Origin of the sequence: Streptomyces rishiriensis (genome assembly GCF_003112535.1) — a bacterium.
Lineage (GTDB): Bacteria > Actinomycetota > Actinomycetes > Streptomycetales > Streptomycetaceae > Streptomyces > Streptomyces rishiriensis.
The window spans coordinates 50467-72450 of the sequence record NZ_BEWA01000010.1 but is presented as its reverse complement, the minus strand read 5'-3'; the positions used below and the strand labels follow the sequence as shown (position 1 = coordinate 72450).

Here is a 21984-nt window from a genome sequence, read left to right as displayed (position 1 = left end):
GCTGAGGCGAGAGGAGGACCGTCATGCCCGATGGTCCTGAAGATGTGCTGGGACTGGTCCGGCGGACTCCGCTGAGCTTCCTGGGCACGGTCACCCGCGTCGGCGACACACGGCTCGCGGAGGTACCGGCCGGCGAACGCACGGCGGTGGTCAAGGTGGACACGGTGCTGCACGCCCCCGACGCCTTCACGAGGCTCGGGGGGAGCGAGGTCACCGTTCAGCTGTCGGACGACCTCGATCCGCCGACCGTCGGCGAGGCGGCCGCGTTCTTCACCGACGGAATGGCCTACGGCGAAGGGCTTGCCGTCCGGGAGATCGGACGCCTGCCCGCCGACGCGGTGGCTCCGGACGTCTCCCGGGTCGCCAGGAGCGCCGATCCGATGCCGTTCTCCGCTCTCCAGCGCGACATCGAGAACGAGGGCCTGGTCACGCACGCCGACGAGGCGGACGCGGTCGTGGTCGCGGTGGTCGTCGGCCTGGAGCAGGCGGGCAGCGGGCGGACCCCCGACGAGAAGTTCAGCGAGCACGCCCCCGACTGGTGGCGCGCCCAGCTCGACGTGTCCCATGTGGAGCAGGGGGAGATCGCCCCCGGGCGGATCACGGTGCTCTACCCCAACAGCCGGGACTTCCGCTGGTTCCGGGCGCCCAAGCCGCAGCCCGCACAGGAGGGGATGTGGATGTTGCACGCCACCGAAGGGGCGCTGGCTGAGTGGGCCCCGTTCCAGATCCTTCACCCCGATGACTACCAGCCGGTGCAGAAGCTTCAGACGCTGCAGGCGGCACGGAGGTGAGTCGGCATGCCCACGCTCAAAGTCGTCAACATCACTCCCGCCGCGCTGAGCGGCGGCCGCAGCCAGGACGCTGAGCCCAATCTCGCGGTCAATCCCGAGAGCCCCTCCGAGATCGTCGCGACCGCGTTCACGCCCGATCCGATGGGCGGCCCTCTCGCCCCGGTCTACGTGTCGACCGACGGCGGGCAGACCTGGGGCCTCAGAAGCATCATCCCCGGCGCGGACGCCGACACGGGCACCGGGGACATCTCGGTCGGGTTCGCGTCCGAGGGAGGCGCCCTGTACGCGGGCATCCTCAGCGGACTGCACCGGCCCAAGGTGACCCGCATGCAGATCCTGCGCTCGCCGGGCATCTCCTCGACGGCGCCCATGGAAATCCTCGTCACCCGGGACAGCCCGGACCAGCCGTGGGTGGTGGCGGCCAGCGTCCGGCTGCACGGTGACATCCGCGACCGCGTCTACGTCGCCAACAACGACCTGGGCCGGCAGCCGCAGACCGCCGCCGTCGACGTCTCCGACAACGCTCGCACGGCGCCGGCGCCCGCCGGGTTCAAGCCCAGCGTGATCGAGCGGCGCGCGCCGTCCGGCCAGGACGGGCCGCCGGTGCGGATCGCGCTGCATCCCGACGGCACGGTGTACGCGGTCTTCGAGAGCTGGCGCGACGTCGGTGACGTCGGCGGGGGCATCCTGAACGTCACGTTCGACGTCGTGGTCACCCGCGACGACGAAGGGGGTCTGGGTCCGAACGCGTTCCAGGATCTGAAGGACGCCGAGGATTCCGGGATCGGCCAGCGGGTGGTGGCAGAGCGCACCGAGAGGTTCAACGCCTTCATGGGGCAGGAGCGCCTCGGCGGCGATCTCGCGATCGCGGTGGACCCGACGGACCCGGCCGACGTGTGGGTGGCCTGGTGCGACCGCGGCGGCGCGGCGCCCGGGGTCGGCTGCACGCTGCACGTACGCCACTCCACCGACCACGGGCAGACCTGGTCGTCCGATGTCCGCACCGTCACCGACGCCAAGAACCCGGCACTGGCGGTCAGTACGGACTCCCTGCTGGGGCTTGCGTACCAACAGTTCAAGCACAGCCAGTGGGTGACGACGCTGGAGCTGACCGGCGACGGCTGGCAGACCCCGGCGGAGCACCACGTCCTGCACCAGGCGCCGGCCAACGTGCCGCGGGCGCAGTTCTTTCCGTACCTGGGCGACTACATCCGGCTGCTCTCGGTGGGCCGGGACTTCTACGGGGTGTTCTCGGGCAACAACACGCCCGACTTCGCCGACTTCCCCGAGGGAGTGACGTATCAACGGCACGCCGACTTCGTCAGCCACCAGCTGTTCGACCTGGACAACGTGACGCGCGTGCCGCCGTCGATCGACCCGTTCTTCTTCCACCGGGCCGCGTAGGCCTGGGCGTCGCCGACCGCTCTCAGCCGTCCCCGGGCGGGAGCGGCCAGGCGCGGGTGCGAGGCGAGAGGCGAGAGGCGAGAGGCGATGCTAGGTGGCAGCGCTCAGGCAGAACTGCAGCAGACCGGCGTCGACATCGAGGATGATGTGCTCCATCTCCGGCCACGGCGGCTGGAAGCTCTTGCCCCATTCCACCGTGAAGGCCAGGACCTTGCCGTTGTGCGAGTCCATGAGGTGGCGCGCATAGGCGTAGTCGTCGCTGGTTCCGCAGGTCGGGTACAGGTCGAAGCCGGGCATCGGGGTGTAGTCCTTGCCACGGACGCCCTTCGCGCCCCGGCTGAACTGTTCCGCGAGGACGGCGGAGTCGTCGGCGTCGGCCTTGGGCACGAACTCCCCGTACAGCAGGTCGTCGGCCAGTCCGCGCTGGTGATCGAAGTCCGGGTTCCGGAAGTTCCGGCTCGGGTCGAGGGACTGGTTGTCGTCGTCCCCCCAGACGAAGAGCATGTCCTCGGAGTAGCTGTGCAGGTCGACGAACCAGCGGGTGCGCGGGAATTGGTCGAGCAGCCGGCGGACGTTGCGGGTCTCGGGTTCCGAGAAGGGGCTGGGGCCCTGGTACACCTGCTGGGGGTCCGCCGGGTCGTTGGAGACCCGCACCGGAGCGGCCGGATGGAAAGCGGCCTCGAAGTCGAAGAGGAAGTCGTAGTTGCGGTTGATGTCGACGCCGACTCCGGCCGGGTCGCCGCCGGACAGAGCCGGGTTGCGGTTCTTGCGCCACAAGGGGTCGACGGTCTGGCTGTAGTGCCGGCCGTCGGGGTTGACCAGCGGGAAGACGACGACGTCGAGCCCGTCGAGGACGCTGCGCACCTGGGCGGCGGTGAAGGCGGTGCCGCCGTAGGTGAGTCCGGTGCCGTCGCGGTGGGCCTCCAGGAGGTCGGCCGCGAGGTCGACCAGGATCTCGCAGCTCCCCCACTCGCGGGCGTGCACGCCGCCGATCAGCAAGACGGCGTCGTGGACGTCCCGCCCTCCCGTGCCGATCCTGAGGGCGTGTGCGGTCCGGCCTTCGACGGAGGGCTCCGGGAGTTCGATGAGCTCTGCGGCCGGGAATGCGGCGGCCAGTGATGCCACGGCCGACTCGACCTCCGTGACGTTCAGATACGACATGGTGTCCCTCCTAGGCGTCCGTCGCCTTGAGGGCGAGCCCGTGCGGAACCGCGTCCCCGGGAGCGAACCGGTCTCCCTCGCCGACCTCGCTCTGGCGGGCTTTGCCGGTGGCCGTGGCGTCCGCGTGGACGGTGACCACCACACCCTCGCGGTCGAGGGCCTCGGCCTGCTCGGGCGACACGTAGGCGTCGATGCCGATGGAGCCGTCCTCAGTCCGGCGGACACCGCCGCCGACGTCGGGTCGGACCTCGCGCAGAAGTGCTCGCAGCGTGTCGGCGTCCTCGGCCGTGACGCGGACGCGGAGGGTGGTGTACTCGCTGGACATGGCGGCCACTTTCCGGGCGCCGTCGTGCTCACCTCGGCGGTGTCGGCGACGCACTTGCCGACGTAGGTGTACGTCCGATGCGTACCTCGTATTCTCAGCGTGCTCTTCCGTCGTAGAACGCGTCAAGGGCAGGATCGGGCATGCGGCTCAGCAGACTGTCAAGGCCCTCCATGAGGTCTCGTTCGCCGTCGTTCTCGGCCAGACGTGGGACAACGGCACGCAGTCGTGGGTAGTCGGCGGCGGGCAGCCGGTGCAGCCCCAGGCGCAGCATGAGGTCCGGTTCGTCGGGGTCGTCGACGACCGGGCGCTCGTCCACGAGGAGGCAGCCGAGGTTCCAGGCGACGAAGGCACGGTAGATCGTCAGCGTCGTGGGGTCGTCGAATCCGGCGCGGCCGAGCACGGCGAGGATGTGTTCGGTGAGCTGGAGCAGCGGGGCCGGGCGCCGGGCCACGGGAACGGCGAGCGGCGGGTGGCCACCACGGGCAGGATCTCGGGATGGGCCCGCGCCTCGGCCCTGAACGCGCGGGCGATCCGGTCCAGTTCGGCGCGCCAGGGCTGTTCTGCGGCCCGCCCCGGCCGGCTTCCTCCGCAAGGTCCTGGCGAGGCTCCTCGGACGAGGTGCGCAGTCGGTCGTTGACCTCGGCGAAGAAGGCCTCGACCAGGCCGTCGACCAGCTCCTGCTTACCTGCGGTATAGCGGTAGATGGCCATCGGCTCCACCCCCAGCTCGGTGGCGAGCCGCCGCATGGTAGGCGCCGCGAGTCCTTCCCGGTCGACGAGTGCGACGGCCGCGGTGATCACCAGTCGGCGATTCAGCCGTCGCCGCTTTCCCCGACTCTCCCGCTCGACCATGTCCGCCACCGGAGGGGAGGAACGTACAGAATGAAGATTCTGCGCAATTCCACTCAATAGGCTCACCCCATGGGGCTCCGACTCCGGGCGGGATCCTTGCCTGCCGGTGAGCCGGGACGTCGGCTGGGGCGGCGGCACGCAGCGCTGCTTCGACCCGGCGGTTGCCGGTCATGGATGCCGTGACGGCCGTCAGCGCCGGGAGTAAGCCCGCGGCGGCGCAGAGCGGCGTGCGGATGTCGTAGGCGGTGGCCAGCCAGCCGCCGACGAAGGCCCCGAGGGGGCGGCGCCCATGGCCAGCATGCGGGAGGCGGAGGCGACCCGGCCCATTCTCCAGTTGAGCCTGCGGCACATCGCCGACAAGGAACAGCAGGCCGGACGGCGTCACTGCCCTGGGCTGACCTCGGTGCCGGGACTCTGTCGTCTGGTGTGGCGCTAATCGTCGTCCGGCTCAGCAGGCAGGGCGGGCCGGGGGCCCTCGTCGGGCACAACCACCAGGCGTACGGCCATGTGCCGTGAGTCGGGTGGGTGGTCACCGGGCTCCGTCAGGTACTTGCGCAGAAGCGTCTGGTACTCCTCGACGAACGTGGCGACCTGCTCCTTCGTCATCCACAGTCCGGCGCGGTAGATCTGGTTCCAGCCTGCGGAGGAGTCGTACCCGGCGTATGCGCTCACGACCAGGTTCAGGTCATGGGCCATCTTGAGGGTGCCGATCTTCACCGCGGCCTCGCGTTCATCGGCCGTCAGCTCCAGGCCCGGCGGCGTGAAGATGTCCGTCATGAGTGACTTCCACCAGCGTTCCCGGCCGGTGGACCGTTCCTCGATCTCAGCAATCAGCTTGAGCTCGGCGAGTTTGCGCAGGTGGTAGCTGGTGGTGCCGGTGCTCTCACCGAGGGCCTTGGCGACGCTGGTGGAGTTCGCTTCGCCGTGCTCGCCGAGGTAGCTGAGGATGTCGCGGCGCACCGGGTTGGACAGTGCCTTGTAGAAGGCTTTGAGGTCCGGGCCGGTGAGCACTCTCTTGTCGGGGCGCTCGACCATAGCGACCAGCGTACTGCAGAGATCCTCTGCAGTCATCACAGAGATTGTTTGCAGAATATCTCTGCAATCGCTACGTTGGTGCACGAGGGTGCCAGTGGGCACCGGGACGCTCGGGGGTCGAGATGCGAAAAATCCTGGCCGGAAGGCTGTTACTGGCCGCGGGGCTGGCGCTGGTGCCGTGGCTTGCGGTGCTGTGGACGACACTGCCGGACCTCTATCCGGCACAGCACTGGCGGGTCGCCTGGGTCGGATTCGATGCGTTGGAGATCGCCGGTCTGCTCACCGCGGCGCTGCTGGTCCGGCGCAGTGACCACCGGGCGCCGCTGGCGTCGATCGCGACGGCCGTGATGTTGCTGGTCGACGCCTGGTTCGACGTCATGACGGCCGGGCACTCCGTCGTCATCTCACTGGCGCTGGCCTGCACGCTGGAACTGCCCCTCGCGGCACTGTGCACTGTCGTCGCGCTGCGGCCGCCGGTGATGGCTTCCGTTCAGACACCTATGGTGCAGCGGGTGGCCGTCCATGTCTGACTCACTCGATGCCCAGATGCGGGACGAGATCGACGATCAGGTCGCGGAGGCGTTCGACGCCTACCTGGCCGACAGACTGGCCGAACCGGGGCCGCTGCGCGCGTCACTGGCATTGAGGCGCAGCACCAGGCTGGTTCTGGGCACCGTCGGATTGGGCGTACTCGCCACGGCGCTGGCGCCGGACGGAAGCGCCGCCGTCTGCTGGATCCGGGGAGCGATCACCTTGATGAATATCGCCTGGCTGCTGACCGCACGCCGCCCTTGACCGACCACTACCTGGAGATCCTGCCGGTCAAGCCCGGCGTCATGGCCGGATCGACCGCGCTGGCCGCGCCGCGTGCCGAGGGCTCCTTCACCGCCACCCATGAGGCGTTCTGGGCCGCTCCCCTGAAAACCCACGGGACGCTGCCGGCACTTGAGCCCTGGTCGAGGTCCTGCTGCTGCACCTTCCGGTCGGCACCCGACCGTTGCCGCAAACACTCATGTTCAAAGGGGCGCGTGTCAAACGCCCTTCAGTACACGATCAAGTGCCGCCCGGCCTGCAGGTCCCCACTTCGGCTTGCCGCCGGGAAGGCCCCGATCTCCGTTCTGCCCCATGAGCATGAGGAAGAGACTCTTCATAGCGGCCAGCCCGCGGGCACGCCTGATCGCCGCCTCGTCCGCATGCGCGTACACGTCGAAGAACCGTGAGGCCATGCCCGCGGGCAGCAGCACCCATGCGGCGGCGAGGTCCCACGCCGGGTCGCCGGCGAACATGTCCCCGAAGTCGACGACGCCCGAAAGCGTTCCGTCCGAGACGACGACGTTCGCCGGATGGAGGTCACCGTGCACCCAGAGCGGCGGACCCTCCCACGCGTGGGCCGCAACGGCGTCGTCCCAGACGGCCCGGACGCCGGCAGCGATGTCGTCGGGGACAACGGCCTGGAAGAAGGCCTCGAAGCCGTCCGTGCAGTTCCTGGGATGGGCACCGCGGTCCGTGGCCACCGGGGCCTCGGCGGGCGCCTCCACATGGAGCGCCCGGAGGAAGTCCGCCAGCACGTCGGCCGCGTGGGCGCCGCGGCTGATCGACCCGTGGTCCAACGGCTCGCCGGGAACCCACGTCATCACCGTCCAGTGCTTGGGGAAGCGCTCGGACGGTTCGCCGAACCTCACCGGGGTCGGCACCGGGAGCGGAAGGCGCGGAGCCAGCACGGGGAGCCACCGACGCTCCTTGAGCTGGAGATCCGGGGTGGGGTCCATGCGCTGCATACGCACGGCCAACTCGTCCCCTAGACGCCACATCTGGTTGCCCCAACCGCCCGCCACTTCGCGGATGGCCAACCCGGCAAGGTCTGGATGCTGCTCCTGCAGCAGACCGCGAACCAGCTCTGCGGTGATCTCGGTGTCGGTGTCGGTGTCGGTGTCGGTCATGCGAAGTCACCATACTGAGACGGCAGACGGAGCGGATCTCACCCTCGGGAACAGTGCGAATGCAGCGACAAGGCGTCCACGGGGAGGGCAGGCGAACAGGAGGATGCTCATGCCCTGTGGATCGGCCTAGGGCTCGGACCGATCCGTCAGCGCACGCCCGCCGCGTCGAGCAGGGTGGTCACCGTGGGCGTGATGAGCCCCGTGAGGTTGTCGACTCCGATTCCCGCGCGGGCGCTGGCCCCGTCGAAGACCAGGCTGAGCTGACGGGCCAGCAGATCGGGATCGCGCGCACCGCCCTGTTCGGCCTCGGAGCGGAAGAAGGCGGTCAGGTTCGCCTTGATCTGGCGGGCGACCCGGCTCGCAGGATGGTCCTCCTCCTTGAGTTCGATCTGCACGGCCAGGTACCGGCAGCCCCGGAACCCGGGCGCACCCGCCTGTGATTCCACCTGATCGAAGACGTGCAGGATCCGCTCGCGGGGTGAACCGTCGTCGTCCGCCGCAGGGAGGAGTGTGGCCACGAAGGCCGAGGCGTGCTCCTTGAGGCTTGCTGCCAGCAGTTCGTCCTTGCTCTCGAACAGCTGGTACATGGAGCGCTTCGACACCCCCGCCGCCTTGCACAGCGCGTCGACACCGATGCCGACACCGTCTCGGTAGGTGAGCGTGGCCGCTGCCTCCAGCAGCCGCTCCCGGGGACTTGCCTTCACGTCCGTGGTCATATTGCGAGGTTAACTCGGATCCGCCCAATTGAAAACCGATCGGTTTACGATGCTTGGGGCGCTTGGCGGGGGCGCGCTTACCCGCCGTCCACGGTCGAGGGGTATAAGAATGCGGCCTCCGCCATATCGGTGCGGTGAGGACGGATCGCGCGGCAGACGTCGACACCGACTCGGAGATGCCCTGTCCCCCTTCGCCGGTTCACGCCATGAGGGCGGTGATCAGCGCGGGTGGCAGGGCATCTCTCACTCCGGAGCCGGGCTCAGTGGGCGATCACGGGCTCGCCCTCCGACGGCGCCAGCGGCGCGTTCGGTATCAGAAGCGCCGACAGGACGGCTCCGACCACGAAGAACCCGGCGCCCCACGCCAGGGTGGCCGTGTAGCTCTCGACTCCGGCCTGGGCCATGGTCAGCGCGCCGGGCTTGTGCGAGGACAGGTAGTCGGTCCCGGCCGACGAGGCGACGGTGGTCAGCAGTGCCGTACTGATCGAACCGCCCACCTGCTGACCGGTGTTGATCAGCGCCGAGGCGACGCCCGAGTCCTCGTGATGTATGCCCGCGGTCGCGCCCTGGAACGCCGTGGCCATCACTCCGCCGAGGCCGAGACCCAGCAGGATCAGACCGGGCATGATGTCGGCGAGGTAGGCGCTGTCCAGCTCGAGCCGGGTCAGCAGGGCCATGCCGGACGCGGCGACCAGGAAGCCGGCGCTGATCACGATCTTCGGGCCGACCCTGGGCAGCAGCAGCGAAGGCGCCGTGGTCGACGCGGCGACGATGCCCGCGACCATCGGCAGGAACGCCAGTCCGGTCTTGATCGGCGAGTAGCCGATGCTCGCCTCCAGGTAGTAGGTCAGGAAGAGGAAGATCGAGAACATCCCCATGCCGATGACGAACACCGTCAGGAACGAACCCCCGCGGGTGCGGTCCCATACGAGTCGCAGCGGCAGCAGCGGATGCGCGACCCTGGACTCCAGCCAGACGAAGACCGCGAGCAGCGCCACACCGGCGACCATGGAGCCGAGGCTGACCGGGTCGGTCCAACGGGTGGATTCGACGTGCGCGAAGCCGTAGACGACGGCGAACAGCGCGGCGCTCACCACGAGGGTGCCGGGAATGTCGAGCCTGGGCCGCCCGGTGACCGCGGGCTTGGCCAGCAGCAGCACCGCGCCGATCAGCGCGACGGCCGCGAAGACGACGTTCACGTACATCACCCAGCGCCACGACGCCCATTCGGTGAGCATGCCGCCGAGCAACAGTCCGATCGCGCCGCCCGCACCGGCCAGCGCGCTGAAGACGCCGAACGCCTTCGGCCTCTCCCTCGGGTCGGTGAAGGTCACGCTGAGCAGCGACAGTGCCGCAGGCGCGAGCAGCGCGGCGAAGAGACCCTGGGCCACGCGTGCCGTGACGAGGATGTCGAGCTGGTGGCCGCGCCGCCGAGGACGGACGCACCCGCGAAACCGACCAGGCCGGTCACGAAGGTGGTACGCCGGCCGAACAGGTCACCGAGCCGGCCGCCGAGCAGCAGCAGGCTGCCGAACGCCAGGGCATAACCGGTGATGACCCACTGCCGGCTGCCGTCGCTGAACCCGAGGTCGTGTTGCGCTGCGGGAAGCGCGATATTCACGACGGTCGCATCGAGCGTGACCATGAGCTGCGCCGTGCCCAGCACGACAAGCACCCACCAGCGCACGGCATGTGAGCCGCGGCGGCCCGAACCTGATGTCCCGGAGACGGGCGCTCCGCGGTCGAAGGTGGTACTCACTTTTCCCCTTGGTTGCAGTCCATAGGCCAGCCACCGGGCGGAAACCGATCTGTTTCCACCTAGGAAAACAGATCGGTTTCCACAGCGCAAGCCAACGGCCCGCCCCCATGCCCACGGCAGGGCGGGGAAGCGGGCCGCATGCTCCACCCCACTCCTCCGACGCGGCCGATTCCCCTCGCGTACTTGCATCGAGAAACCGATCGGTTTACGGTGGTGGAAACCGATCGGTTTCTCATTCTGTGGAGGTAGTCATGACCGCTCTGAAGGGCGCGAACGTCTTCGTCACCGGCGGCAGCCGCGGCATCGGCAAGGCACTGGTGGAGGAGCTCTACGCACGCGGCGCCGGCAAGGTCTACGCCACGGCCCGCGACCCGCGCAGCGTGACGCACCCCGACGCGGTCCCGGTGGCGCTGGAGGTCACCGACCCCGACTCCGTGGCGGCCGCCGCCGCACAGGCGGGAGACGTGACCGTACTGATCAACAACGCCGGCGCCTCGGTCGGCGCGTCCTTCCTCGACTCCCCCGTCGACGACGTACGCCGCGAGTTCGAGACCAACTTCTACGGCCCGCTGCTGCTCACCCGGGCCTTCGCGCCCGTCATCGAGCGCAACGGCGGCGGCCACCTCCTCAACGTGCACTCCGCGCTCTCCTGGATCGCCCTCGGCGGCTCGTACAGCGCCTCCAAGGCCGCCCTGTGGTCGCAGACCAACTCCCTGCGCCTGGAGCTCCAGCCGCGCGGCATCGCCGTCACCGGACTGCACGTGGGATACGTGGACACGGACCTGACGGCCGGCGTCGTCGCGCCCAAGTCCGACCCGCGCGAGGTCGCCGCACTCGCCCTCGACGGCGTCGAAGCGGGAGCGTACGAAGTACTCGCGGACGACATCTCGCGCCAGGTCAAGGCCGGTCTCGCCGGCGACCTCGCCGCCCTGTACCCCCAGCTGGCCCAGTAGTACGCCGGACAAGGAGCCGACGAGATGCCCCTCCACGAGTCACGCCCCACGATGCACATCCCGGGGACCACCACCCACACCATCGCACCGCGCCCCGGCCACCGCGGTCACGAAGGGACGTTGCGCTACCTCAAGGCGGGCGCCGGCGCTCCCCTGGTCCTGCTGCACACCGTGCGCACCCAGGCCGAGCACTTCCGCCTCCTCATCCCGCTGATCGCGGACCACTACACCGTGTACGCCCTCGACCTGCCGGGGATGGGCTACTCCGAGATCGTGCCCGGCGCCTCGTACGACGAGCCGGCCATGCGCGCGGGCGTCGAACGGCTCCTCACCGAACTCGACCTCCACGACGTCACGTTGGTCGGCGAGTCCATGGGCGCGGTGCTCGCGCTCACCACCGCGGCCGATCTGCCGGAGCGCGTCCGACGCGTCGTCGCGGTGAACGCCTACGACTTCCCGGACGGGATCGCCCGCTCCGGCCTCCTCGCCCGTGTGGTGGTCGGCGGGGTCCTCGCACCGGGAGTGGGCCCGGTGATCGCCGGAGTGGAGCCCAGGGCCGTGTTCCGCAGGATCCTGCAAGGCGGCCTCGGCGACAAGCGCGCGCTGAGGGAGGACTACGTGGACGAGCTCCTCCAGGTGGGAAGCCGCCCCGGTTACCCGACCGTCGCCCGAGGCGTCTACCAGGCCCTGCCCAGCCTCATCGCGGCCCGCTCGCGCTACCCCGAGGTCAAGGCCCCCGTCCACCTCGTCTACGGCGAAATGGACTGGTCCCGCCCCTCGGACCGGGAAGCCGACAAGAAGCTGCTGCCGGCCGCCGACTTCACCCAGGTCCCGCAGGCCGGCCACTTCATCGCCCTGGAACGGCCCGACGTACTGGCCGACCTGCTGACCTCGCCGGCGTGAGCGCCCCGGCAACTCGGCGTCTGCGTTCGATCGGTGAACGCCATGAGGGACCGAGGGGCCGGAGCGTCAGCCGTCCAGGCCGAGGATCGGCGCACTCGGAGGTGGATCACCAGGGCATCTCACCGTGACGGTCGCGGAAGGTTCCGGTCGGGCCGTCCGCCCCGACGGTGGCGAGTTCGACGATGGCGTCGGTCCCCTCGGTCACCGTCTGCGGGCCGCTGTGCCCGTTGAAGTCGGTCGCGGTGTACCCCGGGTCGGCCGCGTTCACCTTCACGTCCGGCAAGGACTTCGCGTACTGCGTGGTCAACATGGTCACGGCAGCCTTCGACGCCGTGTAGAGCGGCGCGACGACCTGTCCCTCGGCGCGCCCGGGGTCATGAGTGGCCGCGAACGACCCCATTCCACTGGACACATTGACGATGACCGGGTTCGCAGATCGGCGCAGCAGGGGCAGGAACGCGTGCGTCACCCGGACGATCCCCACGACGTTGACCTCGAACACCGCGACGGCGTCAGCGGCCGTGATCCGGTCGGCGGGGCTGTGCGTCCCGAGGACGCCGGCGTTGTTGATCAGGACGTCGATGCCGCCCTCATGGGCCCCGATGTCGTCGGCGGCCGCGGCCACCGACGCGTCGTCCGTCACGTCGATCTGCACGAAACGGGCGCCGAGCGCGTCGGCGGCCGCCCGGCCGCGCTCCGGATCACGAGCGCCGACGATGACGGTGTGACCTGCCTCGATCAGCCGGCGGGCGGTCTCGTACCCGAGGGACTTGTTGGCTCCTGTGATGAGCGTTGTCGTCATGCGTTCACTCTCGGACCGCGACGAGGGGACAACCAGTGCCCCCTGCGACGGTAGGACGGCCAGTACCAGGCACCGCGGCTGTCCGGCAGACACAATGGTCGCGTGGACGAGACCCTTGGCACCGCATTGCGCCGCTGGCGCGACCGGCTGTCCCCCCTCGACGTCGGGCGGGCCGCGCGGCCCGGACGACGTGCGACGGGGTTGCGACGCGAGGAACTGGCCGAGCTCGCCGGGCTGTCGGTGGACTATGTGGTGCGGCTGGAACAGGGGCGTGCCACGAGCCCTTCGGCGCAGGTCGTCGCGAGCCTGGCCAGGGCACTGCAGCTACAGCCGCTGGAACGCGACTACGCCTACCGGCTGGCAGGCCTCCTCCCTCCCCAGGAAGGGACGATCTCCACGCATGTTCCCGCCGGGGTCCAACGGATGCTGGCCCGCCTCGGCGAATTCCCCGTGGGGGTGTTCAGTGCCGACTGGACCCTGCTGACCTGGACGCCCGCGTGGGCAGCGCTGCTGGGCGACCCCGGCGCACGGACACACACCGAGCGGAACCTGGTGCGGGCGGTCTTCGCCGTGGGGCCCTCCGGGCTCGCGGCCTGGCCCGTGCTCCAGGACGGCGACGCCCTGGAACCCGCGCTCGTCGCCGACCTGCGCACCGCGCTCCTCGACTACCCGCGCGACCGCGCGCTCACCGGCCTGGTCGCGGAACTGCGTTCCGGCAGCGAGGAGTTCGCCCGGCTCTGGGACGAGGGTGCGGTCGGCCCGCACGTCTCGGCCCGCAAGACCGTCGTGCATCCCCAGGTCGGCGAGGTGACCTGCGACTGCGACGTGCTCACGGTCCCGGGCTGCGACATCCGCCTCGTCGTCTACACCGTGGCCGCGGGTTCCGCCGACGCGGAGAAGCTGGAGTTCCTGCGGGTCACCAGCGGCGTCCGCGTGGACGGCTAGCAGAGGCGTCCCGCCCTCGGCGCGGGGCTCCTGGGCCGACGCGCCTGGTCGGCGGCGTGCTCGCGCACACGCCGACCAGGCGCGACTACGTGGTTCCACCGATGCCGTTCTCTGCCCGCGGCCGTACAGTTCGGGACCGAAGCGGAACAGCCCGCTGTGCCGCAGCCCCATCGGGCGCGCCCGCCCTCACCGACGGAGTGAGCATGAAGTCGCATCCTCAAGGCCCGTTGTACGGGCTCCGCGCCGAAGGACGTCACGAGCTGTTCGTGGCGGGTTCCTCAGGAGTGGGGTGCGTCGCGCTGCTGATCTCGAGCATCACGGGCGGTGTCTCCCCCTGGTGGAGCCTGGTGGCCGTGCCCGTGGGAGCCTTCAACGCCATCGAGGTCATCGGCTACTTCGCCGCTCGCAGGGACAGGTAGGAGAACTCCTGTGGTCCTGTTCCCGTGCGCACGTGGTCATACCCCCGAGGCGGATTTCCGCGCGTGGCCGGGCAGTTGAGTTCGGGGCCCCCGCCCCGGCCGGGTCAGAACAGCTCGTCCTGTTCCACGGGGCCGGTCCGGCGCCCGGCGCGCCGGACCGGTCGCCGAGCGGGCGGCTCGTGGCCGAAGAGCGGGACCGTGCCGCACTCGTCGGGCTCTGCCGGCACAGGGGTGGGTCCCGTGCCCACGTTCAGACGCAGGGGGACGTCCCGGTCGAAGTCCGCCGGCGTCATCGCCAGCCATTCGCCGTCCTGACGTTCACTCATCTCGACACTCCTCGGCCCTCACGCCTTCTTCTGCCCCCGCCCCTCCGCCGGCACGCCCAGACGATGATCGAAGACCCGTACGGCCGGACGTCCCACGATGTCACCCGCTCAGGCCTGCCCGGCACCGATCCCGGTATCGAGCCCACGCCCCCACTCCCCGCCTCGTGCGACAGGTCAGAATGCCGCTATGCGAATGCCCTTCGGCCGTCCGAGTCTGCGCCCCTGTCTGCCCTACCGGCAGCCCGTCGCGCCGGAGCACGGCGGGCTGGTCGCCCACTTCCTGGGCACGAGTTCCGTGCTCCTGTCGGACGGGGAGACCTCAGTCCTGAGCGACGGGTTCGTGACCCGACCCGGGATGCTCCGCGTCGCCATGGGCAAGCTCGCGCCCGACCGCTCTCTCGTACGGTCCGCCATCGCCCGGCTGCGGGTGGAGGAGTTGGCCGCCGTGGTCTGCGCCCACGCCCATGACGACCACGCTCTGGATGCGCCGGTGTGGGCGTTGGAGACCGGCGCGGAGCTGGTCGGCTCGCCTTCCACCGCGAACATCGGCCGCGGCCTGGGGGTGCCGGAGTCGTCCCTGCGCGTGGTGGCGGACGGGGCCACGGTCTCCTACGGCCTTTCGACCTGACCTTCCTCGACTCCGTGCACAGCCCCGGGGACCACTACCCCGGTACCGTCGACGAACCCCTTGTGCCCCCGGCCCGTGCCGGCGCCTGGAGGACGGGCACCGCCTACAGCGTGCTGATCGCCCATCCCGCGGGCCGCATCCTGCTCCACGCCAGTGCGAACTTCCGACCCGGCGCCCTGCAGGGGCGCCTCGCCGACGTCGTCTATCTGGGTGTCGGCAGCCTGGGGCGGCAGCGGCCCGGGTTCCTGGACGCCTACTGGGACGAGGTGGTCGTCACGACCGGAGCCCGGCGCGTCGTCCTCGTGCACTGGGACGACTTGTTCGTCGGCCTCCACCGGCCCCTGCGGCCCATGCCCTACTTCCTGGACAGCCTTGATGCCACGATGAGCCGGCTGCTGCCCCTGGCCCGCCGCGACGGTGTCGACGTCGTCATGCCCGTCGCCTGGCAAGCGAGCGCCCCTCTCGCCGATCTCGCCGATCCCGCCTGACCGATCGCGTTGACGGGGACTCAGGGGCAGTCCGGCGCGATGCCGTTCAGCCCGAGACGGGGCTTTTCTCGCGGCCGTCGGCGTCGAGGGCGTCTCACGCCTCGGACCCGATGTTCTTTACGAGCGCGCCGACGGGGGTGGAGGCGTCGGACGCGGGGCATGTACTCCAGACCGGATGCACCGGAGGCACCACGCGAGGAGGGCGTCATGAACCGTCAGGCCCGGATTCATGTCCGTGTCAGCCGTCGGCCCGCCTCGCCCTCGAAGGACGAGATCGACCGCAGGACGCCGTCGGGACGCCTCCTTCCGTACTGACTGTTCGAAGGAGCGGCGGGCGCGCGGCGGGCGGCGGCTTGTGGTGGAAGCCGCTTCTCACTCCTGCGAGTGAGGTGTGGGGGCCTGTCGGCCAGGACACTGAACGGCATGCGAAGCCCACGGATCGTCGACCCGCTGGTGGCGCTGGCCGTCACGCTGGCCACGGTCGTGCCCGTGCTGCCGTCGCCCGGGCGCTGGTGGATGGCGCCGCTGGCCCTGGCCGCTTCGGCTCCGGTGCTGTGGCGGCGGCGGGCGCCGGTGCCGGTCACCCTGGTCGTCGGTGCGGCGACGACCGCGCTGGTGCTGTGGCAGAAGCCGCTGCTGCTGCCGTGGGGGCCGCTGGTGGGGGTGTACTCGGTTGCCGCGCTGAGCCGTCCCCTGGTGCGGCTGGTGTCGCTGCCGATCACGGTGGCCGCCGTCTACGTCTCGCTGGCCCTGCCGCGGGAGAACGCCGACGTCTATCCGCTCATGGGGACGGCCTTCTTCGCCGCGTTCGCGCTGGGCACAGCCGAACAGGCACGCCGTTCGCAGGCTGCGGAGCATGCCGAGCGCGCCCGGCGTCTCGAACAGGAGAGAACCGCGGCGGTGCTGCGTGAACGCGCCCGTATCGCCCGCGACATGCACGACGTCGTGACGCACTCGGTCGGTCTGATGGTCGTCCAGGCGGAGGCCGGTCCCTTCGCCCGGCGGGGCGAGTCCGACGCGGCGGACGGCCGGGACGCCCAGACGGAGGCCTTCGACCGCATCGCCGACACCGGACGCGCCGCCCTGACCCACCTGCGTGCGCTGCTCGGCGTCCTCAGGGAGATGCCGGCGGGTGCGCCGCAGCCCGGGCTCGCGACGATCAAGGACCTGGTGCGGGCCTTCGAGCTGCCGGTGCGACTGACCGTGGAGGGTGCGCCGCGCACGGTCCCGCCCGAGGTCGGCGTCGCCGCGTACCGGATCGTCCAGGAGGCGCTGACGAACGTCCGCAAGCACGCCGCGGCCGGCGCGGTGGCCGTGCGGGTGCGTTGGGGCGGCGACCTGGAGATCGAGATCGCCGACGACGGCCGGGGCGGAACCCCGCGACCCGGGGGCCTGGGGATCATCGGGATGCACGAGCGCGCGACGACGTGCGGCGGCACCGTGCGCGCCGGGCCGGGCCCGCGGGGGTTCACGGTCGTCGCGCGTTTTCCGGTGGAACGAGCCGCATGCTGAGCGTTCTCGTCGCCGACGACCAGGACCTGTTCCGTGCGGCGTTCGCCGCGATCCTGAACGGCCAGGACGACATGTCGGTGGTCGGCGAGGCGGCCGACGGCGCCGCCGCGGTCCGGACAGCGCACGAACTGCGGCCCGACGTCGTGGTCATGGACGTGCGGATGCCCGGCATGAACGGCATCGAGGCCACCGAACGGATCTGCTCGGCACTGCCCTCCCGGGTCCTGGTGCTCACCATGTTCGACCTGGACGAGTACGTCTACGACGCGTTGCGGGCCGGGGCGAGCGGCTTCCTGTTGAAGGACATCAGACGGGACGAACTCGCCCGGGCCGTACGGGTGGTGGCAGCGGGCGACTCGCTGCTCGCCCCCGCGGTCACCCGCCGGCTGGTGGAGGACCTGGTCAGACGACCGAGCCACGGCGTCGCCCCCCGTCTCGCCGCCCGCCTACGGCAGCTCACCGCCCGTGAGGCCGAGACGCTGCGGCTCGTCGCCCGCGGCCTGTCGAACGCCGAGATCGCGGGCGCCCTGGTCGTCACCGAGCACACCGTCAAGACGCACGTGAGCCACGTCCTCACCAAACTCGGCCTGCGCGACCGCGTGCAGGCGGTGGTGTTCGCCTACGAGTCCGGTCTTGTCGCACCGGGTGACTCTCAGGAGTGAGGGCCGAAAGCGCTCGCGGGAGCGACGCACCGGCGCGGCCGCGCGGCACAGGATCGCTCCATGACCGTCCTCGTCCCGACCCTCGTCAGTTCCGTGCTGCTGCTGTTCGGCACCGGCCTGCACCCGCTGCCCTGGCTCACCTGGCTCGCGCCCCTGCCGGTCCTCCGGCTGGCCCCCCGGGTGGGTGCGCGCGTCGCGTGCTGCGCCGCGGGGCTCGCCTGGCTCCTCGGGCAGAGCAGGATGTGGCCGTACTTCCTCGGCGCCCTGGACATGCCGCTCCCGGCCGCCGTCGCCGTCATACTCGGCCAGGCGCTGGTGTTCGCCCTGCTGACCTGCGCATATCGCCGGCTGTTGGTGAACGGTCGTCCGCTCGCTGCCGCCGCTGCCGTCCCTGCGGGCTGGGTCGCGCTGGAGTACGTCGTGTCGCTGGCCCTGCCCCACGGCGCCTGGCTGAGCCTGGCCTACACCCAGGCGGACGTGCTGCCGGTGCTCCAGACGGCCTCCCTCACCGGGCCGTGGGGGATCACGTTCCTGGTGATGGGCCTCCCGGCGGCGCTGGCCGCGGCGACCACGCCACAGGTGCAGGGCAGGGACCGGGGCGGCAGGGGCCGGATCGGCGGGGGCCGGGTTCTGGTGGTGGCCGCCGTCGTGATGGCCCTGTCGCTCGGCTACGGCACATGGCGGCTGAGTCAGCCGCACCCCGTCGCCACCGCCCGTGTCGCCCTGCTGGACACCGACCGACCCGACGACACCGCCGACCTGGCCACCACCGCCGGCCGACGCCTCCTCGACCGCTACGTCATGCGGATCCGCGCCCTGCCCCGCTCGACGAGCACGGTGGTCCTCCCGGAGAAGACCTTCGCCGCGGACGAGCGGACGCTGCCGGTCCTCACCGGCCCGCTTCGGCGGCTGGCCGTCGAGCACCGCCAGGACATCGTCGTCGGGCTGGTGCTCGACCGCGCCGGGACGTCCTCCAACGCCGCTCTCGGGTTCCGCGCGCAGGGCGGCGAGCCGGTGCTGTACCTCAAGCACCACCTCATCCCAGGAGCCGAGGAGGAACTGCGGCCCGGCGGCGGGCTGACGTTCGTCTCCCCCGGCCACGGCCTCATCATCTGCAAGGACCTGGACTTCCCTGCCCTGGTCCGCGACTACCGCGGCCACGGCGCCGCCGTCCTCCTCGCGCCCGCATGGGACTTCACCGAGGACGGCCGGCTGCACAGCCGGATGGCCGTCGCCCGCGGTGTGGAGAACGGCCTGGCCGTGGCGCGCACGGCCCGTGCCGGGAGACTGACCGTCAGCGACCCGTACGGCCGGGTGCTCGCCGAACAGGTCACCGGCCACGACGACTTCACCACGGTCACGGCTGCCCTTCCCGCCCCCGCCGGCGCCACCGTGTACGACCGGTTCGGCGACTGGTTCGCCTGGCTCTGCATGCTGCTGCTCGCCGCTGTGACCATCGGCCGACGGCGCTTCCCACGGGCCGGAGGCCAGGTCACACGGAACGACGACCCACGTGCCAATGAGGCTGTTGTTACTGGTGAGACCCGGTACAGCTTGAGTCCCCGTCGTGGTGGTGGAGGGCGTCGATGGGCGTCCGGCATGCGGGCGCGAGGGCAGAACCCGTGACTTGACGGTGCGGGCAGTGTTAGAAAGGCCGAATGGAAGACCGTTTTGCCCGAGATACGCGCATATCGCGTCTATGGTCGCTGGTGCGCAGGAGCACCCGGACCGTCGCAGGCCAGATGCTCCTCATGCAGGTGACACTGGTGGTGCTCCTCGTGGCATTCGCCGTCTTCGCCCTTGTCCTCCAGTCGCAGCGGCAGACCAACGCCGAGGCCAAACGAAGATCCATAGCCGTCGCCCAGACCTTCGCGCACGCGCCGGGCGTGCTGTCCGCGCTGCAAGCGCCCGATCCCTCCAAGATCCTGCAGCCGCAGACCGAGGCCGGACGCAAGGCCGCGGGCGTCGACTTCGTCGTCGTCATGGACACGAAGGGGATCCGATACACCCATCCCCTGCCGGACCGGATCGGAAAACGGTTCGTGGGAAAGATCGAGCCGGCGCTGGCGGGCAAGGTCTACACCGAAAGCGTGCACGGCCCGCTCGGCCAGGAAGTCCAGGCCACCGTGCCCGTCCGGAACGCCCGGGGCCACGTGGTGGCCCTCGTCTCCGCCGGGCTGAAGGTCAAGCATGTGACCGGCCTGGTGGAGCGGCAGATACCGATCATCCTGACCGCCGGGGCAGGCGCGCTCGGAGCGGCCACCGCCGCCACGGTGCTGGTGAGCCGGCGGCTACGACGGCAGACGCACAGTCTGGCCCCCAACGAGATGACCCGCATGTACGAGCACCACGACGCGGTGCTGCACTCCGTGCGCGAAGGGGTGCTCATCGTCAATGACGAGGGGCGGCTGCTCCTGGCGAACGACGAGGCCAAGCGTCTGCTGGAGCTGCCCCCGGAGGCAGAGGGACAGCACGTCTCCCGGATGTCGCACCTCGAACCCGAGATCATGTCCGTGCTCAGCTCCGGCCGCGAGGCCAACGACGAGGTACATCTGGCCGGGCCGCGGCTGCTGGTGGTCAACCAGAGGTCCACGGGTCGCGGTGCAGGAGGCCCCAAGGGCACCGTGGTGACGCTGCGCGACTCCACGGAGCTGCAGGCCGTGTCGGGCAGGGCCGAGATCACAGGTGAGCGGCTGAAGCTGCTCTACGACGCCGGACTGGGCATCGGCACCACCCTCGACGTCGTCCGGACGGCCGACGAACTCGCCCGGATCGCCGTCCCCCGCTTCGCCGACTTCGTCACCGTGGATCTGGCCGACGCCGTACTGCACGGCGAGGAGCCTGCCGCCACCGCAAAGGGAATGCGACGGGTCGCCGTATGGGGCATCCGCGACGATCAACCGCTCTACGAGAAGGACCGGCTGATCGACTTCCTTCCCTCCACACCCCAGGCACGCGGCTACGGCACCGGCCGCTCCGAACTGGTGGCCGACCTGTCCACGGCGACGGGCTGGCATCTGCAGGACCCGGAACGCACCGAACAGATACTGGACTACGGCATCCATTCGCTCATAGCAGCTCCGATCCAGGCCCGCGGGGTCGTGCTCGGCATGGTCAACTTCTGGCGCTGCGAGGAGCACAGCCCCTTCGACCAGGAAGAACTCTCACTGGCCGAGGAACTCGTCGCCCGCGCCGCGGTCAGCATCGACAACGCCCGCCGGTACACGCGCGAGCACGCCCTGGCGGTCACCCTGCAGCGCAGCCTGCTGCCGCAAGGCCTGCCCGAGCAGAGCGCCCTCGACGTCGGCTACCGGTACCTCCCGGCGCAGTCGGGTGTGAGCGGGGACTGGTTCGACGTGATTCCCCTGCCCGGCAGCCGCGTGGCGCTCGTCGTCGGCGACGTGGTCGGCCACGGCCTGCACGCCGCCGCGACCATGGGGCGGCTGCGGACCGCGGTGCACAACTTCTCCACGCTCGATCTGCCGCCCGACGAACTGCTCAGTCACCTGGACGACCTGGTGGGGCGCATCGACCAGGACGAGGCGTGCACGGACGACCCCGCTGCCGTCGTGGGCGCCACCTGCCTGTACGCGATCTACGACCCGACGACGCTCCGCTGCACCATGGCGCGCGCGGGACACCTGGCTCCGGCGCTGGCCGATCCTGACGGGAACGTGATCTTTCCCGACCTGCCGCCGGGTCCGCCTCTGGGTCTGGGCGGCATGCCCTTCCAGACGGCTGAGCTGGACATCGCCGAAGGCTCCCAGCTCGTCCTGTACACCGACGGTCTCGTCGAGGACCGGACCCGCGACCTCGACGAAGGGATGGAACTCCTGCGCAAGGCCCTGACGGGTCACCCCGAGCGCGCGCCGGAGGAGAGCTGCCGGGCCGTACTGGGATCACTGCTGCCCGACCACCCCGCCGACGACGTGGCTCTGCTCATCGCCCGCACCCATGCGCTGCCGCCGGACCGGATCGCCGAGTGGGACGTGCCACCCGATCCGGCCGCCGTCGCCGCGGTACGCGCCACAGCCTCCGACAAGCTCGACGAGTGGGGCCTGTCCGAGCTGGCCTTCAGCACGGAACTGGTGCTGAGCGAGCTCGTCACCAACGCCGTCCGCTACGGCTGCGAGCCGATACACCTGCGGCTGATCCACGACCGCACGCTGATCTGCGAGGTGACCGACGGCAGCAGTACCTCGCCCCACCTGCGGTACGCCGCGACGACCGACGAGGGCGGCCGGGGCCTCTTCCTGGTGTCGCAGCTGACCGAGCGCTGGGGAACTCGCTACACCCCCCAGGGCAAGGTGATCTGGGCTGAGCAGGCGCTGCCGAAAGACTGAGACGCCGCGGGGCTGCGCGCC

Annotated in this window: 23 protein-coding genes and 3 pseudogenes; 16 read left to right on the top strand and 10 right to left on the bottom strand. The window is 70.5% G+C overall.

Annotation, left to right across the window (positions count from 1 at the left end):
• The first annotated feature begins 23 nt into the window (after positions 1 to 23).
• Both Sri02f_RS17920 and Sri02f_RS17915 read left to right on the top strand, forming a co-directional pair.
• Complete coding sequence (locus tag Sri02f_RS17920; RefSeq protein ID WP_159106720.1) at positions 24 to 791, top strand: hypothetical protein; 768 nt, start codon at positions 24 to 26, stop codon at positions 789 to 791.
• Positions 792 to 797: 6 nt separating this feature from the next.
• On the top strand, positions 798 to 2195 hold the full coding sequence (locus Sri02f_RS17915; protein WP_109002309.1) for a hypothetical protein: 1398 nt from the start codon (positions 798 to 800) through the stop codon (positions 2193 to 2195).
• A gap of 90 nt (positions 2196 to 2285) precedes the next feature.
• Here Sri02f_RS17915 and Sri02f_RS17910 read toward each other — a convergent pair whose 3' ends face one another.
• The 4 genes and pseudogenes from Sri02f_RS17910 to Sri02f_RS42855 all read right to left on the bottom strand — a co-directional run.
• Complete coding sequence (locus tag Sri02f_RS17910) at positions 2286 to 3356, bottom strand: M14 family metallopeptidase (RefSeq protein WP_109002308.1); 1071 nt, start codon at positions 3354 to 3356, stop codon at positions 2286 to 2288.
• A 10-nt stretch (positions 3357 to 3366) separates the two neighbouring features.
• Positions 3367 to 3681 carry a hypothetical protein gene (locus tag Sri02f_RS17905; protein WP_109002307.1) on the bottom strand — a complete coding sequence of 105 codons (315 nt, stop codon included), beginning with the start codon at positions 3679 to 3681 and terminating at the stop codon, positions 3367 to 3369.
• 94 nt (positions 3682 to 3775) lie between these two features.
• A complete protein-coding gene (locus Sri02f_RS42860) occupies positions 3776 to 4132 on the bottom strand; it encodes a TetR/AcrR family transcriptional regulator C-terminal domain-containing protein (protein ID WP_245970663.1) in 357 nt (118 codons plus the stop codon).
• Between the two features lie 488 nt (positions 4133 to 4620).
• Positions 4621 to 4859 (bottom strand): annotated as a pseudogene (locus tag Sri02f_RS42855) (MFS transporter); the annotation flags it as partial.
• Here Sri02f_RS42855 and Sri02f_RS41730 point away from each other — a divergent pair.
• A complete protein-coding gene (locus tag Sri02f_RS41730) occupies positions 4822 to 4968 on the top strand; it encodes a hypothetical protein (RefSeq protein ID WP_167467568.1) in 147 nt (48 codons plus the stop codon). The pseudogene Sri02f_RS42855 and the gene Sri02f_RS41730 sit on opposite strands and share 38 nt — an antisense overlap.
• Here the strand turns inward: Sri02f_RS41730 and Sri02f_RS17890 are convergent.
• Complete coding sequence (locus Sri02f_RS17890; protein WP_109002306.1) at positions 4965 to 5567, bottom strand: ArsR/SmtB family transcription factor; 603 nt, start codon at positions 5565 to 5567, stop codon at positions 4965 to 4967. The genes Sri02f_RS41730 and Sri02f_RS17890 overlap by 4 nt on opposite strands.
• A gap of 122 nt (positions 5568 to 5689) precedes the next feature.
• Between Sri02f_RS17890 and Sri02f_RS17885 the strand changes: the two genes are divergently transcribed.
• The 3 genes and pseudogenes from Sri02f_RS17885 to Sri02f_RS44090 form a co-directional block, all read left to right on the top strand.
• A complete protein-coding gene (locus Sri02f_RS17885; RefSeq protein ID WP_109002305.1) occupies positions 5690 to 6097 on the top strand; it encodes a hypothetical protein in 408 nt (135 codons plus the stop codon).
• Positions 6090 to 6362 carry a hypothetical protein gene (locus tag Sri02f_RS17880; protein WP_109002304.1) on the top strand — a complete coding sequence of 91 codons (273 nt, stop codon included), beginning with the start codon at positions 6090 to 6092 and terminating at the stop codon, positions 6360 to 6362. Before Sri02f_RS17885 ends, Sri02f_RS17880 begins: the two co-directional genes overlap by 8 nt.
• Before the next feature lie 2 nt (positions 6363 to 6364).
• Positions 6365 to 6543 (top strand): annotated as a pseudogene (locus Sri02f_RS44090) (IS21 family transposase); the annotation flags it as partial.
• A gap of 55 nt (positions 6544 to 6598) precedes the next feature.
• Here the strand turns inward: Sri02f_RS44090 and Sri02f_RS17875 are convergent.
• The 3 genes and pseudogenes from Sri02f_RS17875 to Sri02f_RS17865 all read right to left on the bottom strand — a co-directional run bounded on the left by Sri02f_RS17875 (position 6599) and on the right by Sri02f_RS17865 (position 9982).
• Positions 6599 to 7507: an aminoglycoside phosphotransferase family protein gene (locus Sri02f_RS17875; protein WP_109002303.1), complete on the bottom strand. Its 909-nt coding sequence runs from the start codon at positions 7505 to 7507 to the stop codon at positions 6599 to 6601.
• Between the two features lie 146 nt (positions 7508 to 7653).
• Complete coding sequence (locus tag Sri02f_RS17870; RefSeq protein WP_109002302.1) at positions 7654 to 8223, bottom strand: TetR/AcrR family transcriptional regulator; 570 nt, start codon at positions 8221 to 8223, stop codon at positions 7654 to 7656.
• A 260-nt stretch (positions 8224 to 8483) separates the two neighbouring features.
• Positions 8484 to 9982, bottom strand: a pseudogene (locus Sri02f_RS17865) (MFS transporter).
• Between the two features lie 251 nt (positions 9983 to 10233).
• Here Sri02f_RS17865 and Sri02f_RS17860 point away from each other — a divergent pair.
• Both Sri02f_RS17860 and Sri02f_RS17855 read left to right on the top strand, forming a co-directional pair.
• Positions 10234 to 10935, top strand: coding sequence for an SDR family oxidoreductase (locus Sri02f_RS17860; protein ID WP_109002301.1), 702 nt, complete (start codon positions 10234 to 10236; stop codon positions 10933 to 10935).
• 24 nt (positions 10936 to 10959) lie between these two features.
• A complete protein-coding gene (locus tag Sri02f_RS17855) occupies positions 10960 to 11838 on the top strand; it encodes an alpha/beta fold hydrolase (RefSeq protein WP_109002300.1) in 879 nt (292 codons plus the stop codon).
• Positions 11839 to 11944: 106 nt separating this feature from the next.
• Here the strand turns inward: Sri02f_RS17855 and Sri02f_RS17850 are convergent, their stop codons facing one another.
• Positions 11945 to 12640 (bottom strand): SDR family NAD(P)-dependent oxidoreductase, encoded by a 696-nt coding sequence (locus tag Sri02f_RS17850; protein WP_109002299.1) that lies wholly within the window; start codon positions 12638 to 12640, stop codon positions 11945 to 11947.
• A 102-nt stretch (positions 12641 to 12742) separates the two neighbouring features.
• Here Sri02f_RS17850 and Sri02f_RS17845 point away from each other — a divergent pair, with 102 nt between their 5' ends.
• Both Sri02f_RS17845 and Sri02f_RS17840 read left to right on the top strand, forming a co-directional pair.
• The gene (locus Sri02f_RS17845; RefSeq protein WP_109002298.1) at positions 12743 to 13585 is read left to right on the top strand and encodes a helix-turn-helix transcriptional regulator; all 843 of its coding nucleotides are present in this window, start codon (positions 12743 to 12745) and stop codon (positions 13583 to 13585) included.
• Positions 13586 to 13788: 203 nt separating this feature from the next.
• Positions 13789 to 14004 carry a hypothetical protein gene (locus tag Sri02f_RS17840; protein ID WP_159106718.1) on the top strand — a complete coding sequence of 72 codons (216 nt, stop codon included), beginning with the start codon at positions 13789 to 13791 and terminating at the stop codon, positions 14002 to 14004.
• Between the two features lie 104 nt (positions 14005 to 14108).
• Here Sri02f_RS17840 and Sri02f_RS17835 read toward each other — a convergent pair whose 3' ends face one another.
• Complete coding sequence (locus Sri02f_RS17835) at positions 14109 to 14330, bottom strand: hypothetical protein (protein ID WP_109002296.1); 222 nt, start codon at positions 14328 to 14330, stop codon at positions 14109 to 14111.
• A gap of 187 nt (positions 14331 to 14517) precedes the next feature.
• Here Sri02f_RS17835 and Sri02f_RS42240 point away from each other — a divergent pair, with 187 nt between their 5' ends.
• The 6 genes from Sri02f_RS42240 to Sri02f_RS17810 all read left to right on the top strand — a co-directional run bounded on the left by Sri02f_RS42240 (position 14518) and on the right by Sri02f_RS17810 (position 21963).
• Complete coding sequence (locus Sri02f_RS42240; protein WP_218029880.1) at positions 14518 to 14958, top strand: MBL fold metallo-hydrolase; 441 nt, start codon at positions 14518 to 14520, stop codon at positions 14956 to 14958.
• A gap of 14 nt (positions 14959 to 14972) precedes the next feature.
• Entirely contained in the window at positions 14973 to 15446 is a 474-nt protein-coding gene (locus tag Sri02f_RS42235) for a hypothetical protein (RefSeq protein WP_218029879.1), read from the top strand.
• A 423-nt stretch (positions 15447 to 15869) separates the two neighbouring features.
• Entirely contained in the window at positions 15870 to 16958 is a 1089-nt protein-coding gene (locus Sri02f_RS17825) for a histidine kinase (RefSeq protein WP_109002295.1), read from the top strand.
• On the top strand, positions 16952 to 17620 hold the full coding sequence (locus tag Sri02f_RS17820; RefSeq protein WP_109002294.1) for a response regulator: 669 nt from the start codon (positions 16952 to 16954) through the stop codon (positions 17618 to 17620). Before Sri02f_RS17825 ends, Sri02f_RS17820 begins: the two co-directional genes overlap by 7 nt.
• A 60-nt stretch (positions 17621 to 17680) precedes the next feature.
• Positions 17681 to 19246 carry a nitrilase-related carbon-nitrogen hydrolase gene (locus tag Sri02f_RS17815; RefSeq protein WP_109002293.1) on the top strand — a complete coding sequence of 522 codons (1566 nt, stop codon included), beginning with the start codon at positions 17681 to 17683 and terminating at the stop codon, positions 19244 to 19246.
• Between the two features lie 116 nt (positions 19247 to 19362).
• Positions 19363 to 21963: a SpoIIE family protein phosphatase/ATP-binding protein gene (locus Sri02f_RS17810; RefSeq protein ID WP_245970677.1), complete on the top strand. Its 2601-nt coding sequence runs from the start codon at positions 19363 to 19365 to the stop codon at positions 21961 to 21963.
• The last annotated feature ends 21 nt before the right edge of the window (positions 21964 to 21984 follow it).